The following is a 15,675-nucleotide window of genomic DNA, read 5'->3' as shown; positions in this document are numbered from 1 at the left end:
TTGGGTTGTATGGTTAAGTGACTAAGCGTACACGGTGGATGCCTTGGCAGTTGGAGGCGATGAAGGACGTATTAACTTGCGATAAGCCTAGTCAAGCTAGTAAAAAGCACTTGAGACTAGGATTTCCGAATGGGGAAACCCACCTGCTTGCAGGTATCGTTAACTGAATACATAGGTTAACGAGGCGAACGCGGAGAACTGAAACATCTAAGTACCCGTAGGAAAAGAAATCAACCGAGATTCCGGAAGTAGCGGCGAGCGAAACCGGAACAGCCCTTAAGCTTATTATGTGTTAATGGAAGGCTCTGGAAAGTGCCACGATACAGGGTGATAGTCCCGTACATGAAAAGACATTTTAAGTGAAATCGAGTAGGTCGGAGCACGTGAAACTTTGACTGAATATAGGTGGACCATCATCTAAGGCTAAATACTCCCAACTGACCGATAGTGAACCAGTACCGTGAGGGAAAGGCGAAAAGAACCCCTGTGAGGGGAGTGAAATAGAACCTGAAACCGTGTACGTACAAGCAGTAGGAGCAGACTTGTTCTGTGACTGCGTACCTTTTGTATAATGGGTCAGCGACTTATATTTTGTAGCGAGGTTAACCGATTAGGGTAGCCGTAGGGAAACCGAGTCTTAACTGGGCGAATAGTTGCAAGGTATAGACCCGAAACCCGGTGATCTAGCCATGGGCAGGTTGAAGGTTGAGTAACATCAACTGGAGGACCGAACCCACTAACGTTGAAAAGTTAGGGGATGACCTGTGGCTAGGAGTGAAAGGCTAATCAAACCGGGAGATAGCTGGTTCTCCCCGAAATCTATTTAGGTAGAGCCTCGGACGAATACTTACGGGGGTAGAGCACTGTTAAGGCTAGGGGGTCATCCCGACTTACCAACCCTTTGCAAACTCCGAATACCGTAAAGTACTATCCGGGAGACACACGGCGGGTGCTAACGTCCGTCGTGAAGAGGGAAACAACCCAGACCGCCAGCTAAGGTCCCAAAGTCATAGTTAAGTGGGAAACGATGTGGAAAGGCCCAGACAGCCAGGAGGTTGGCTTAGAAGCAGCCATCCTTTAAAGAAAGCGTAATAGCTCACTGGTCGAGTCGGTCTGCGCGGAAGATGTAACGGGGCTAAACTATGCACCGAAGCTGCGGATTTGAGCATACCACCCAAGCTATTTTGATTAACGTTGACAGCGCGAAGCGCACAACGTTCAAGCGTCACCCGAACGTGAGTCGGTGATGATAAAAGATAGTTTCGGGGTATGCTCAAGTGGTAGGGGAGCGTTCTGTAAGCGGTTGAAGGTGTACCGGGAGGTATGCTGGACGTATCAGAAGTGCGAATGCTGACATGAGTAACGATAATGCGGGTGAAAAACCCGCACGCCGGAAGACCAAGGGTTCCTATCCCATGTTAATCAGGGTAGGGTAAGTCGACCCCTAAGGCGAGGCCGAAAGGCGTAGTCGATGGGAAACGGATTAATATTTCCGTACTTGGTATAATTGCGATGGGGGGACGGAGCAGGCTAAGCAAGCATGGCGTTGGTAGTCCATGTGAAAGTGAGTAGGCTAGCGACTTAGGTAAATCCGGGTTGCTGTTAGGCTGAGACACGAGACGAGTCACTAAGGTGATGAAGTTGCTGATGCCATACTTCCAGGAAAAGCCTCTAAGCTTCAGATTATACCGAATCGTACCCCAAACCGACACAGGTGGTCAGGTAGAGAATACTAAGGCGCTTGAGAGAACTCGGGTGAAGGAACTAGGCAAAATCGTACCGTAACTTCGGGAGAAGGTACGCTCCTATCTGTGATGAGACTTGCTCTCTAAGCGGACGGGAGCCGCAGTGACCAGGTGGCTGGGACTGTTTATTAAAAACACAGCACTGTGCAAAATCGCAAGATGACGTATACGGTGTGACACCTGCCCGGTGCCGGAAGGTTAATTGATGGGGTTAGTTTTCGGACGAAGCTCTTGATCGAAGCCCCGGTAAACGGCGGCCGTAACTATAACGGTCCTAAGGTAGCGAAATTCCTTGTCGGGTAAGTTCCGACCTGCACGAATGGTGTAACCATGGCCACGCTGTCTCCACCCGAGACTCAGTGAAATTGAAATCGCAGTGAAGATGCTGTGTACCCGCGGCTAGACGGAAAGACCCCGTGAACCTTTACTACAGCTTGGCACTGAACATTGAACCTACATGTGTAGGATAGGTGGGAGACTAAGAAGCAGAGACGCTAGTTTTTGTGGAGTCGTCCTTGAAATACCACCCTTGTAGTTTTGATGTTCTAACGTTGGCCCCTGAATCGGGGTTACGGACAGTGCCTGGTGGGTAGTTTGACTGGGGCGGTCTCCTCCCAAAGAGTAACGGAGGAGCACGAAGGTTGGCTAAGTACGGTCGGACATCGTACGGTTAGTGTAATGGTAGAAGCCAGCTTAACTGCGAGACAGACACGTCGAGCAGGTACGAAAGTAGGTCATAGTGATCCGGTGGTTCTGAATGGAAGGGCCATCGCTCAACGGATAAAAGGTACTCCGGGGATAACAGGCTGATACCGCCCAAGAGTTCATATCGACGGCGGTGTTTGGCACCTCGATGTCGGCTCATCACATCCTGGGGCTGAAGTCGGTCCCAAGGGTATGGCTGTTCGCCATTTAAAGTGGTACGCGAGCTGGGTTTAGAACGTCGTGAGACAGTTCGGTCCCTATCTGCCGTGGGCGTTTGAGAATTGAGAGGGGTTGCTCCTAGTACGAGAGGACCGGAGTGAACGAACCGCTGGTGTTCGGGTTGTCATGCCAATGGCATTGCCCGGTAGCTACGTTCGGAACTGATAAGCGCTGAAAGCATCTAAGCGCGAAGCAGGCCTCGAGATGAGTTCTCACTAGACTTTTAAAGTCTCTGAAGGGCCGTTGAAGACTACAACGTTGATAGGCAAGATGTGGAAGCATAGTGATATGTTAAGCTAACTTGTACTAATTACCCGTGAGGCTTAACCATACAACGCCAAACGCGTTTTATAATTTACGTCCATGTAAATTACTAAAGCCGCACTACGTGCGTTAAAATCTGTTCCAGACAGATTTTTATGTGATAGTTTAAGCGCAGAAGTTAATAGAACTAAAGTAGATTACTGAAGACTTTTTATTATCAGAAATTCCAAATTTTAGTAAGTTTGATTAAATCGAACTTACACCAAATTTGCTTGGTGACAATAGCGTTTTGGACCCACCTGACCCCATGCCGAACTCAGTAGTGAAACGAAACAGCGCCGATGATAGTGTAGCATTTGTTATGTGAAAGTAGGTCATCGCCAGGCTCCAAATTAAAGAAACCCGTTACAGCTATGTGACGGGTTTTTTGTATTCTAAGCAGTCACGTCAGCCGCACAGCTTTCAGTCGTACAGCGTCAACCTAGACACCGTAGCGGGGGTTGAGTATCTGACACCCACGGATAAAAGAACGCCACGAACTCCTCAGAGCGTAATCATACAGCTTGCCCTTTTAACTCTCTTGCATTTTAATCTTGAAAAACCCGAAACCCGAAACCCGAAACCCGAAACCCGAAACCCGAAACCCGAAACCCGAAACCCGCAAAACTTTATCTACAAATGGCATCAACTGATCCCAACTATCGTGTTAGAATTTTGTTTTTATCAACATAGAGAGTGAGGACGATATTGGCTAACTCTGATTACCAACATGTCTTAAATGAAATTACCGCTGAAGTTCAACCATTGCTATCTCAGGGGAAAGTGGCTGATTATATCCCCGCGCTAGCTGAGGTTGATGCCAATCAATTTTCCATTGCTATCTACACAACGGATGGACAGACCTTTTGTGCAGGTGAGTGTACTCAGCGTTTTACTATTCAGTCTGTATCAAAAGTGATGACATTGACACTTGCCTTACAGCGTTATGGGGATGAACTATGGCAACGGGTAGGCAAAGAGCCTTCTGGTACGGCGTTTAACTCGCTGACACAGCTTGAGTTTGAAAAAGGTGTACCACGTAATCCGTTTATAAATGCTGGCGCTATTGTGACCTGTGATGCGTTATACAGTCGTTTGTCAGCACCTATGCATTCAATGCTTGAAGCTTTTCGAACTTTGTCAGGTAATAAAACAATCGTGATTGATAAAAAAGTTGCCAATTCTGAATATGAATTTCGCCATCGTAATGCTGCTATGGGGCATTTGATGAAGTCGTTTGGCAATTTTCATAATGAAGTTGATGATGTGCTGTGGGCTTATTTTAATTTTTGTGCAATAGAGCTTAACTGTGTTGAATTAGCTAAAGCGTATAATTTTTTGGCGAATAAAGGTCTTTGCCATTTGAGTGATAAGCGAGTGCTTTCCAGCTTGCAAACTAAACAGTTAAACTCTTTGTTATTTACCAGTGGTTTATATGATGCTGCAGGTGATTTTGGTTACCGAGTGGGGATGCCGGGTAAATCAGGTGTGTCGGGCACCATTTTGGCTGTGCTACCAGGTAAATTTACCGTGGCGGTGTATTCGCCTGGGTTGAATTCATACGGTAATTCAGTGGCAGGGATAGCAGCCCTGGAGCTGCTATCTAAAAAGCTCGATATTTCTATCTTTTAATTGATAAGGTAAGTCTACTGTTCCCAGTAGACTTGTTCTAAGCAATCTTCACGCTCAGGTAAACCACGCGATAAGCGAGGTGAATGTTGTACTAATACTTCATAGCTTGCACGGTTGGCATATTTACTGATCTGTGCCAATGATGAATAGGTCATTGCAGGTTGTTGGTGTTTGGCCGAGTTACCCACATTGAGCTTGTGATAAACGTTGGCTGATAGGTCATGTAACACTGCTGCTAATGCACAATCACCGGCGCCATTGGTATTTTTAATTGAGTCAGGGCCACCCATGAAAGGGGCGGTGTGACTGTAAGCGCGGATTGGCATTTCGCAATCGGCTTTGCGCATAGCGCGAGAGAATTCATAGCGGTTAAAGTCAGCTATTGCACCAGGTAATAACGGGTATTCAGTTTCCCGTTTAAATTGCTCGTCAACAAAGCCTGCCATAAATAAGCCTTTTTCACCTGCTGTGCAGATCACTAAATCGACCCAATCTAGCGCTTTATCTGCAGCCAGTAGTGGATCTTCAAAACCTGTGATTGCTAGCCCTTCTTCTTCATTCATCGCTAAAATATCAACATGCTTAGCAACAAACTCTGCCCACCAGGTTGGATCTTGCTCGATTAGGAATTTAGTGCCAAGCGTTAATACTACTGGCACGTCAGCATCATTAGCATATTTGACCGCTTGCATAGTTGCTTCGGTCATCGTCTCAGAACCTTGTGTACGCATTAAGTAAGCGCTGATCACTAAAGCTGATGAGTTTTCTATTAGCTCTTTATCAATTGATTCAGGGCGTAAATGATTCATCAGCCCGGCGCTAATTGCAAAGGTACGCTCGCCGGTATCATCAATTAAAGTGAAGCAGCGGCCAATAGGGCCATCGACAGGTTGCAAATAATCTAAATCTACACGGCTGGAGGTGTTACATAAAAAGCGATAAGCGTAGCTACCAATTTTAATGTTTTCACTCATTACACCAAGTAGCACTGAGCGATCATCAGCAAGCACTGAATAATTGTGCATCGTGTTACCAATGGTGCCACCGGCAAACTCATAGTCGACCATATCGTTGAGTTTTAAGCGGTCATATAATGCATTGGTAATATCATTATTAATAACCTGCGACATACCTCTACGCAGCTGAAATTCATCAAGAAAAGCTTGATCAACTTTAGCTTCTATATCAACCACGATTTGATCGATCCCGGTAATATAGCTGCGCTGTAACCGATCACTGGCGTTAAGTTGATTTGTTAGTGGATCTTTGGCTTCCACTGGAAAATAATGTTTATGCCTGCGGCGTCCAGGAAATTTCATTTGCTACCCGTGTGTTGTGAGCTAAATAAAAAAAGCGGGAGATTATAGCGTATATCACCTAGGGTGAGCCATGTAAAAGCTGCTTTAATTTGGTTTATTTTTATCACTAAGTACTATGTTTAGCGTTTTAATCGCCTAAGTGAGTATAATTAAACAATAATTAGTTAAAAGGTAAGTTGATGACCGAGCAATTTGATGATCAATATTGGATGGCAAAAGCACTTGAGTACGCCCACAAGGCTGAACAATTGGATGAAATTCCTGTGGGGGCAGTGCTAGTTAAAAATAACCAGTTGATTGCAGCTGGGTATAATCGTTCAATTACAGATAATGACCCTTCTGCTCACGCTGAGATGATAGCAATTCGCGAAGGTGGTAAGGCACTTAATAATTATCGCTTAATCGATTGTACGCTGTATGTCACGTTGGAGCCGTGCTCAATGTGCGCGGGTTTACTGGTACACAGTCGTATTAAGCGGCTAGTGTTTGGTGCTGCGGATGAAAAAACAGGCTCTGCGGGTTCAATAATGAATTTATTGCAAGATTCAAGGTTAAATCATCAAGTTGATGTAGAAGCTGGGGTATTAAGTGAATTATGTGGACAAACAATTTCAGACTTCTTTAAACGTCGCCGCCAAGAGATCAAAGCTAAAAAACAAGCGCAGCGCGACCTGAAGGCTTAACCTACAGGCGTAGCTGTACTTAATTCTGCCATTTGCTGCATCGCAAACATACGACGGCGCCAAATAACTTTTTTATGTAAATTACGCAGCATGATTCTGCGGCGTGTGGATGATGAATAAATCACGTTGCGTTTGAACGAATGAGTACGCCGACGTTTTAACATGGTTGCTCCTGAAAATGTGAGAGTGAGAAAAGATATAAGTTAATTATATACTTGATACTACACAGTAGTGATCATTTGATGACAAGTAAATAGATATTTTAGTTTGCGAGTACCTATCGCATTTAAAGTTATTTTTATTGTTCGCCGTTATCTTTTTTTGACGGTGACAGCTCATCTATACTGTCATCTTTTGTTGGGGAGAGCGTGGTTTGTATTGTGGCAGGCTTTTGATTTTTAATCTCAGCAGCTTGAGCCGCAGGTTGAGCTATTTGTTCAGCCTCATCGGGTTCCGTGGTCGGTGTGCTGATCGCATCATTTTCATCGAGCCATACCAGCGCGTCGTAATAACGGCGAATATTATCAACGTATTGCACCGCAACATCACCGCGTGAATAGCCATATTTGGTTTTTCGGTAGTATCTCTTTTTGATTAATAACGGCAGGCGTTTTTTTACATCGGCCCATTTATCAGGGCTTGCGCCTTGTTGCTCGGTGATGATCCGTGCGTCGTTCACATGACCCCAACCAATATTGTATGAAGCCAATGCCAGCCAAGTGCGATCCGGCTGTGGCACACGATCAGGAATACGCTTTTCTAGTTTCATTAAATATTCAGCGCCGCCTTTGATGTTCTGCTCTGGCGCTAAACGGTTAGTGACACCTACTTGCTTGGCTGTATCGAGAGTGAGCATCATAATACCACGTACGCCAGTTGGCGATTTTGCTCGTGGATTCCACATTGATTCTTGATAACTTAAAGCTGCAAGTAGTCGCCAATCTAGGCTACCAGCATATTGCTCAAACCAAGGTTGGTATTTTGGTAAGGTTTCTTTAATTGCTTCAATATAGGCAAGGGTATTTACGTAATTAAACTGACGTACATGACCAAAGTACTTTTCTTCAAGTACGTAGAGTTGGTTACTTTGTTTTACTTCACCGAAAAATGGCACCATTAGCGCATAGAGCGAATCATCGCCATCTTTACGAAGTAACCATGCGATAGGGTCGTTGCGTGTGACTGAAAAGCCGATGCTTAGATTGGGGTGATAACGACGAAATAAAGATAGTGTATGGGAGTCTGCTAGGGTGTAATCAATTTCGCCATCGATCACTGCTTGTAATAGCTCTTCTTCATCTAAATCTTCTGTTTCGTGCCAAGTTAAATCAGGGTGAGTTTGCTTTAGCTGTTGTAGGGCTAGTGAGTGACTACTTTTGGCCAATACGGTGAGATTATCTGTTAGATCATCAAAATCACGTGGTCTAACTCTACCTTGTTTATAAACCAACTTTTGACTAATAGTGCGGTAAGTCGGACCAAATCGATAATTTTGTGCTCGGGCTTTATTATAGGTTAGGCCAGATGCAATTAAGTCTAAATCACCGTTGTCTAAACGTGAAAACATATCGGATAAGTTAAAAAACGGCACCATTTCAAGCTCAACACCTAAGTGATCGGCAAACTCTTGCGCTAGCTCATATTCAAAACCTTGCTCGCCTTGCACCGCTTGATAATAATTACTCGCGCCAGCTAAAGTACCTACTCTTATTTTATTTTGAGCTTTAATATGACTCAGTTGAGATTGTTGTTGCTGCATATCGCAGGCACATAAAAGCATTACTAACGTAATGATTGTTATTAGCTTTTGTTTAAACATACTGCGCCCCTTGAATGCTACTACTCCCTTATATCAAAACTTTTCGACGCCGTCACTTGGCGATTGGTTTTAAGTGCTGTTTTGTCACGACAACTTAAGCCACTGTAAACAGCAAACATCTTAACTAACTGTTGGCTTTAAACAATTTTAATTCCCCCCCGATCCTGTATTTCCGAGTTACTTGAGTATATAATACGCGCCTAAAATATCGTTCAATCCCTAACCCCGGATGAAAATACCTATGTTGATCCTTCGTGGTGCACCAGCACTTTCCGATTTTAGAGTTCAGAAAATTTTAGCCCGTTGCCAACAGGCGCAACTTCCAGTTACTAACGTATACGCTGAGTATGCGCACTTTGCTGATTTAACAGCACAGCTGTCAAGTGACGAGCAAACTAAGCTTGAGAAGTTACTTACCTATGGTCCAACGATTGCCGAACATACACCTGCAGGCACTTTAGTGTTAGTAACGCCACGCCCTGGCACTATTTCACCATGGGCTTCAAAGGCGACGGATATTGCTCATAACTGTGGCTTAGCACAAGTGCACCGTGTAGAGCGTGGTATTGCTTACTACGTTGAAGGTGACTTAAGCGCCGAGCAATTAACTGAAGTTGCTGCTTTATTACATGACCGTATGACCGAAGCGACACACAGCACAATGGACGATGCTGGCAAGTTATTCCGCACTGACGCTCCAGGCAAAATGTCATCTGTTGATATTTTAGGTGGTGGTCGAGAAGCTCTCGCTACAGCAAACGTTGAGCAAGGCTTTGCACTGGCGGATGACGAAATTGATTACTTGGTAGAAAACTTCCAAAAGTTAGGGCGCAACCCGAACGACATCGAATTATTTATGTTTGCACAAGCAAACTCTGAACATTGTCGCCATAAAATCTTTAATGCTGATTGGACAATTGACGGAATTGAACAGCCTAAATCTCTGTTCAAAATGATAAAAAATACCTATGAGCTAAACCCTGAGAATGTGTTATCAGCTTATAAAGATAACGCAGCGGTAATGAAAGGCTCTAAAGCAGGTCGTTTCTTCCCAAATGCTGAAGGCGAATACGCTTATCATCAAGAGAACATTGAAATCCTGATGAAAGTTGAAACCCATAATCACCCAACTGCAATTGCGCCATTCTCTGGTGCGGCAACCGGTTCTGGTGGTGAAATTCGTGATGAAGGTGCAACGGGCCGTGGCTCTAAGCCAAAAGCGGGTTTAGTTGGTTTTACTGTATCGAATCTACGTATTCCAGGCTACGAGCAACCATGGGAAACTGATTTTGGAAAACCAGGCCGTATTGTTAACGCACTTGATATTATGATCGATGGCCCACTAGGCGGCGCAGCATTTAACAATGAGTTTGGTCGTCCTAACTTGTTAGGCTATTTCCGTACTTATGAAGAACAAGTAAATAGTCATAATGGTGTTGAAGTTCGTGGTTACCATAAGCCGATCATGCTTGCCGGTGGCTTAGGTAATATTCGTACTGATCATGTACAAAAGGGTGATATTCCCGTTGGCGCTAAGCTGATTGCACTGGGTGGCCCTGCAATGAACATTGGTTTAGGTGGCGGCGCCGCTTCATCAATGGCATCGGGTCAATCAAATGAAGATTTAGATTTTGCTTCGGTACAACGTGAGAACCCTGAAATGGAACGTCGTTGCCAGGAAGTAATCGATAAATGTTGGCAGTTAGGTGATGCTAACCCAATCGCGTTTATCCACGATGTGGGTGCAGGTGGTTTATCAAATGCTTTCCCTGAGCTTGTTAATGATGGTGGTCGTGGTGGTAAGTTCCAACTGCGCGATATTCCTAACGATGAACCAGGTATGGCGCCTCATGAGATTTGGTGTAACGAATCACAAGAGCGTTATGTACTTGCAGTCGCCGTAGAAGATTTTGACCGCTTTGAAGCAATTTGTAAGCGTGAGCGTGCGCAATATGCGGTAATTGGTGAAGCTACAGAAGAGCGCCACTTAACAGTTGCTGATAGCCATTTTGATAATAACCCAGTTGATTTACCTCTGGATGTATTATTAGGTAAAGCACCGAAAATGCACCGCGAAGCGTATTCTTTAAAAGCTAATAGCGACGCGCTAGATACAACAAAAATTGATATCGCAGAAGCTGCAGAGCGTTTATTACGTTTGCCTACAATCGCTGAAAAAACCTTCTTGATCACCATTGGTGACCGCTCTGTAACCGGTTTAGTTGCGCGCGACCAAATGGTTGGTCCTTGGCAGGTGCCAGTTGCTAACTGTGCAGTAACAGCTGCAACTTATGATACTTACCATGGTGAAGCAATGTCACTGGGTGAACGTACGCCTGCGGCACTACTTAATTATGGTGCTTCTGCTCGTTTAGCTGTGGCTGAGTCGTTAACTAATATTGCCTGTGCAAATATTGGCGGCTTAGAAAACATTAAGTTATCAGCTAACTGGATGGCAGCAGCGGGTCACCCAGGTGAAGATGCTGGTCTTTACGAAGCGGTTAAAGCCGTTGGTGAAGAGCTTTGTCCTGCATTAGGTTTAACAGTTCCAGTGGGTAAAGACTCTATGTCGATGAAAACCCAATGGGATGAAAATGGCGAACAGAAATCTGTTACTGCACCGCTTTCATTAATCATCACTGCATTTGGCCGAGTTGAAGATGTGCGCAAAACAGTTACCCCTCAGTTACGTACAGATAAAGGTGAAACATCACTGATCTTGGTTGATTTAGGTGCTGGCAAAAACCGTATGGGTGCATCAAGCTTAGCGCAAGTTTATAAGCAGCTAGGTGATGTAACCCCTGATGTTGATAGCCCTGAATTACTAAAAGGCTTCTACAACGCGATGCAAGCGTTAGTTGCTGATAACAAGTTACTCGCTTATCACGACCGTTCAGACGGTGGTTTGTTCACTGCAGTTGCTGAAATGGCTTTTGCAGGTCATACCGGTGTAACCATTGACCTTGATGGTTTGACTGGTTCAGATATTGAAGTACTTTATAACGAAGAGCTTGGCGCTGTAATTCAAGTTGCTAATAGCGATTTAGACGCTGTAAACGCTGTGTTTGCTGAGCACGGCATTGCAGCAATTAGCCATGCAATTGGTACATTAAATAGCGATGACACAGTGGTATTTAATCGTGCAGGTAACACTGTTCTTAGCAATACACGTACTGAGCTTCGTACTATTTGGGCTGAGACTACGTACCAAATGCAAGCACGTCGTGATAACCCTGATTGTGCTAAGCAAGAGTTTGATGCCAAGTTTGATGCTAAAGACCCTGGTCTGAACGTTAAACTAAACTTTGACTTAAACGAAGATGTCGCTGCACCTTATATTGCTACAGGCGCTAAGCCTAAAATGGCTATTTTGCGTGAGCAAGGTGTTAACTCGCATCTAGAAATGGCTGCGGCATTTAACCGTGCAGGTTTTGCTGCGGTTGATGTACACATGAGCGATATTCTGGAAGGGCGTTTAAGCCTTGAAGAATTTAAAGGCTTAGTAGCCTGTGGTGGCTTCTCTTACGGTGACGTATTAGGTGCTGGTGAAGGTTGGGCTAAATCAATCTTGTTTAATGATATGGCACGTGATCAGTTCCAAAGCTTCTTTGAGCGTCAAGACTCATTCAGTTTAGGTGTGTGTAACGGCTGTCAGATGTTATCAACATTAAAAGAGTTGATCCCTGGTACTGAGCATTGGCCACGTTTTGTTACGAACAAGTCTGAGCGTTTTGAAGCACGCTTTAGCTTAGTTGAAGTACAAGAAAATCCATCAGTATTCTTCAACGGTATGGCGGGATCTCGTATGCCTATCGCTGTATCTCACGGTGAAGGTCATGCTGAGTTTGCAAATGATGCAGCAGTGAAAGCAGCGCTTGAGTCAGGTACTGTAGCGGTTAAGTTTGTTGATAACTACGGTAACCCGACAACACAATACCCTGCTAACCCGAACGGCTCGCCAGAAGGTATCACAGGTATAACGTCAGCTGATGGTCGTGCTACTGTAATGATGCCACACCCTGAACGTGTATTCCGTGCGGTTGCTAACTCTTGGCACCCAGATGAGTGGCGTGAAGATAGCCCATGGATGCGTATGTTCCGTAACGCACGTAAAAATGTCGGTTAAACTTCATTTATACACACTGGATTCATGATCTAGTTGTAAAATAAAAGGCTGCAATGTGCAGCCTTTTTTGTTTATGCTGGTCAAAGGTCAAAGGTCAAAGGTCAAAGGTCAAAGGTCAAAGGTCAAAATTATTTTAAGGATGATATGTTTAAACGTGTAGCTTGGGGGTTATTAATTCTATTGCTAAGTGTACTTACACTTGGTTATGTTTTTCGCATGCCGATCACTTTGCATTTTGTGGCTCCTTCTTTACAGAATTCAGGTGTTGAACTGCATTGTTTGGATTGGTCGCTAACGAGCAATCTAGATCTGCATGTAGAGCGTGCGTGTATTGGTTACCAAGGTCAACAACTAGAACTTGCAGATATTACCGTTAATACCAAACAGGTAATTATCAACCGTGCCAACCTTAGGTTAGTTACACCTGCTGCATCAGCTGAATCATCTAAGGCAAAAAAATTAGCATTAACACTGATTGAAAGCAGGCCACTTTTGACGGTAAAGCGACTAGTGATTTCACATTCGCAATTAGCAAAGCCACTGGCTATTAGTGTCCATGAAGCCAATATAAATCAATTTGATGTTAGTGGCGATATAACGGCTAGCGCGTCGCTATTTACAAATCGCGTAACCGGGCAAGTAAAACTTGATGATGAGCTAGTTAGTAAAATGATGCATATTGCTCAGTTGAGTATGAATAGCCAAAATCATTTTAGTTTTGATGGTTTGAGTTTAGCGCTTGATTCACAGATTGATGCTCAATACATCGCTGAGCTTGAAAACTGCGCAATTACATTACAGGTTAACGGTAATGTGAGTAGCCAGTATGACTTAAACTCTCAGCGGTTAACTTTGGCTGCGCAGCAATTAACAAGCTCACTTGACGCACAAGCGCACTGTTTGCAGCAAATTGCACAATTAACAGCAGATACAAAGCAACAGCAATTTATTGCCAAGCAAATACCACTTCATTGGCAACTGCAATTACCAGCACATATAGTATGGCAGGATAATAGCCTACAACTAGATACCGTTAATCTTGTTGCTGCTACAAGCGAGTTAAGAGTAAATAACCTCAATGTAAATATTAATGATTTGCCCAACAGCTTAAAAGCTGGGCTTGCTTTTTCGCTGCAAAATGATGACATTAAAAAGTTTAGTTTAACCACTCATGTGGCTAATCATGACGCTGTAGGCACGTATCAATTAGATTTAGTGCAGTTGCCTGACTTTATAGCCGTGGATGCAAAAAACCTAGCCAGTAACGGCGAATTTACTGTAAAAGACTTTTTAACTGCGGCGTATGGGCGACTGTCTGCAAAGTTAGCAATTGGTAAGCTGGCTGTTGATGAGCTAACGGTAAACAAGTATCAAGGAACATTAACAGCAAAAATTAATGAGCAACGTTATACAACCGCAGCACTTGTAAGCCAAGTTGATACAATTAATGTCAGTGATTATAAATTAACGCAATTAAAAAATAACTTGAATGCTTCTGGCGACCTAGGGGCGGGGGAACTGTTTATTGATATAACCAGTGAAACTAGTTTAGCAGCACTACAAAGTGAGTTAATTGATCTTAACAATATCAAGGTAAGCTCTCGAGGCATGCAAAGCCGTGCATTAGAAGCTTCACACCAAGTGATGATTGATGATATTGAAGTGATAGTTACGCATCATATGAGTAGCACAGCGCACCCTGTTGAAGTGATTATTCCGGAGCAATCGATAGCGCGATTTAATCCCATCTTACATCAGTTTGCTCCGCTGGCGACATTAACCGATGGTGCTGTTACGGCGCAGCTCAAAGGGGATATTAATTTACTCGCGGCTGATCTTACTGTACAGCTAACGGGCGTAAATGGCTTGTATACAGATTACCTGATCAATGGCTTTAATAGCCAATTGGTAGGGCGGTATGATTCAGGGCAGCTTAATGTTAAGCCGACTAAATTTGATATCAATGAACTACGTGCCGGTGCGATTGTTGAAAATATAACGGGTTTTTTGCAACTGCAAGATAATGAAGCTGTGCTAACAACACTTAACGGGGAAGTGATGGGCGGCAGTTTTATACTCGATAAGTACCGAGTAACAGAGCAAGCTCAGCAAGCACTGCTTACATTTAAAAATATTGATGCCAGTAAGGTAATCTCCCTTGATGAAAAATCAGGAGTCAGTTTAACGGGGCGAGTTGCGGGTACGTTACCGGTGTATTTTACTGACTCAGGTATTGAGGTGAAGGATGGTCAGCTCACTAATCAAGGAGCGGCTAAGTTACTGATCACTAATAATGCCGCTTTTAATGCGGTCAAAGCGCAGCAGCAAGAGTTAGGCCCTATATTAGGGCTACTTGAAGATTTAGATATTCAGAGTATTAAAAGTAGTGTTAATTTAAAGCCCGATGGTTGGATGACCTTAGGCGTTAATTTACAAGGTTATAATAAACCGCAGGCGCAGCAAGTTAACTTTAACTACAATCATGAAGAAAATGTGTTTACGCTATTACGTGCATTACGCTTAAGTGATGAAATTACGCAAAAAGTTGAACAACAGTATTCAACAGAAGGAAGTAATAATGACTAAATGGTTAGTGATATTAACAGTATTGGGATTACTCAGTGCATGCACACATCGTGTTGAGGTGGCAGCAAAAGAGCCGATCACGATTAACTTGAATGTGAAAGTTGATCATGAGATCCGTGTAAAAGTTGACAAAGAACTCGACAATTTATTTAGTGATGATAGCGAATTATTCTAAGGAACCATTATGAGCAGAGTAAAAAATAAAAAACTAAACATAATCACGTTATTGAGCGCCGTTTGTTTGTCGTTTTCGGCGTGGGCTATTAGTTTAGATGATGCCAAAAACCAAGGTTTAGTAGGCGAAGACAGCTCGGGTTATTTAGGTCTTGTGGTACAAAATGCAGAGGCTAAAGCAGTTGTTGATGAAATTAACGCAAAACGTAAAGCACAATATTTAAAGCTTGCGAAAAAGAACAATTTGTCGCTTGCTCAGGTTGAAGCATTAGCGGCGGCAAAGACGATTGAAAAAACTCAATCCGGTCACTTTATTGAAGTGAACGGCGAATGGGTTAAAAAATAACGAAATGCTTAACCTAGC

The 15,675-nt window shown here is 43.8% G+C and carries 9 protein-coding genes and 2 rRNA genes; 8 read left to right on the top strand and 3 right to left on the bottom strand.

What is annotated here, in order from left to right; all coding sequences use genetic code 11:
* The first annotated feature begins 11 nt into the window (after positions 1-11).
* From NDQ71_RS09125 to glsB, 3 genes are all read left to right on the top strand, one after another.
* Positions 12-3,000, top strand: a 23S ribosomal RNA gene (locus NDQ71_RS09125).
* Positions 3,001-3,204: 204 nt separating this feature from the next.
* Positions 3,205-3,319 (top strand): 5S ribosomal RNA (gene rrf / locus NDQ71_RS09120).
* Between the two features lie 361 nt (positions 3,320-3,680).
* Positions 3,681-4,604, top strand: a complete 924-nt coding sequence (glsB, locus tag NDQ71_RS09115) for a glutaminase B (RefSeq protein ID WP_192541807.1) — start codon at positions 3,681-3,683, stop codon at positions 4,602-4,604.
* 14 nt (positions 4,605-4,618) lie between these two features.
* Here glsB and NDQ71_RS09110 read toward each other — a convergent pair whose 3' ends face one another.
* Positions 4,619-5,923, bottom strand: coding sequence for an inosine/guanosine kinase (locus NDQ71_RS09110; protein ID WP_192541808.1), 1,305 nt, complete (start codon positions 5,921-5,923; stop codon positions 4,619-4,621).
* A 179-nt stretch (positions 5,924-6,102) separates the two neighbouring features.
* Between NDQ71_RS09110 and tadA the strand changes: the two genes are divergently transcribed.
* Positions 6,103-6,606: a tRNA adenosine(34) deaminase TadA gene (gene tadA / locus NDQ71_RS09105; RefSeq protein ID WP_064668037.1), complete on the top strand. Its 504-nt coding sequence runs from the start codon at positions 6,103-6,105 to the stop codon at positions 6,604-6,606.
* Here the strand turns inward: tadA and NDQ71_RS09100 are convergent.
* Both NDQ71_RS09100 and mltF read right to left on the bottom strand, forming a co-directional pair.
* Entirely contained in the window at positions 6,603-6,770 is a 168-nt protein-coding gene (locus tag NDQ71_RS09100; RefSeq protein ID WP_167542981.1) for a hypothetical protein, read from the bottom strand. The two genes, tadA and NDQ71_RS09100, sit on opposite strands and share 4 nt — an antisense overlap.
* A gap of 134 nt (positions 6,771-6,904) precedes the next feature.
* Positions 6,905-8,425: a membrane-bound lytic murein transglycosylase MltF gene (gene mltF / locus NDQ71_RS09095; RefSeq protein WP_064668036.1), complete on the bottom strand. Its 1,521-nt coding sequence runs from the start codon at positions 8,423-8,425 to the stop codon at positions 6,905-6,907.
* A 241-nt stretch (positions 8,426-8,666) separates the two neighbouring features.
* On the opposite strand from mltF, the gene purL reads away from it, so the two are divergent.
* The 4 genes from purL (at position 8,667) to NDQ71_RS09075 (ending at position 15,657) form a co-directional block, all read left to right on the top strand.
* Positions 8,667-12,551: a phosphoribosylformylglycinamidine synthase gene (purL, locus tag NDQ71_RS09090; protein WP_301562632.1), complete on the top strand. Its 3,885-nt coding sequence runs from the start codon at positions 8,667-8,669 to the stop codon at positions 12,549-12,551.
* Between the two features lie 144 nt (positions 12,552-12,695).
* A complete protein-coding gene (locus NDQ71_RS09085) occupies positions 12,696-15,137 on the top strand; it encodes a YdbH domain-containing protein (RefSeq protein WP_301562631.1) in 2,442 nt (813 codons plus the stop codon).
* The gene (locus NDQ71_RS09080; protein WP_064668034.1) at positions 15,130-15,312 is read left to right on the top strand and encodes a YnbE family lipoprotein; all 183 of its coding nucleotides are present in this window, start codon (positions 15,130-15,132) and stop codon (positions 15,310-15,312) included. The genes NDQ71_RS09085 and NDQ71_RS09080 overlap by 8 nt, the downstream gene beginning before the upstream one ends.
* 9 nt (positions 15,313-15,321) lie before the next feature.
* Positions 15,322-15,657 carry a YdbL family protein gene (locus NDQ71_RS09075; protein ID WP_064668033.1) on the top strand — a complete coding sequence of 112 codons (336 nt, stop codon included), beginning with the start codon at positions 15,322-15,324 and terminating at the stop codon, positions 15,655-15,657.
* Positions 15,658-15,675 lie beyond the last annotated feature (18 nt).

It is taken from the genome of Pseudoalteromonas sp. KG3 (assembly GCF_030436385.1).
GTDB classification, from domain to species: domain Bacteria; phylum Pseudomonadota; class Gammaproteobacteria; order Enterobacterales; family Alteromonadaceae; genus Pseudoalteromonas; species Pseudoalteromonas prydzensis.
The sequence above is the reverse complement of the archived record's forward strand: the minus strand, read 5'-3'. Positions and strand labels throughout refer to the sequence as shown.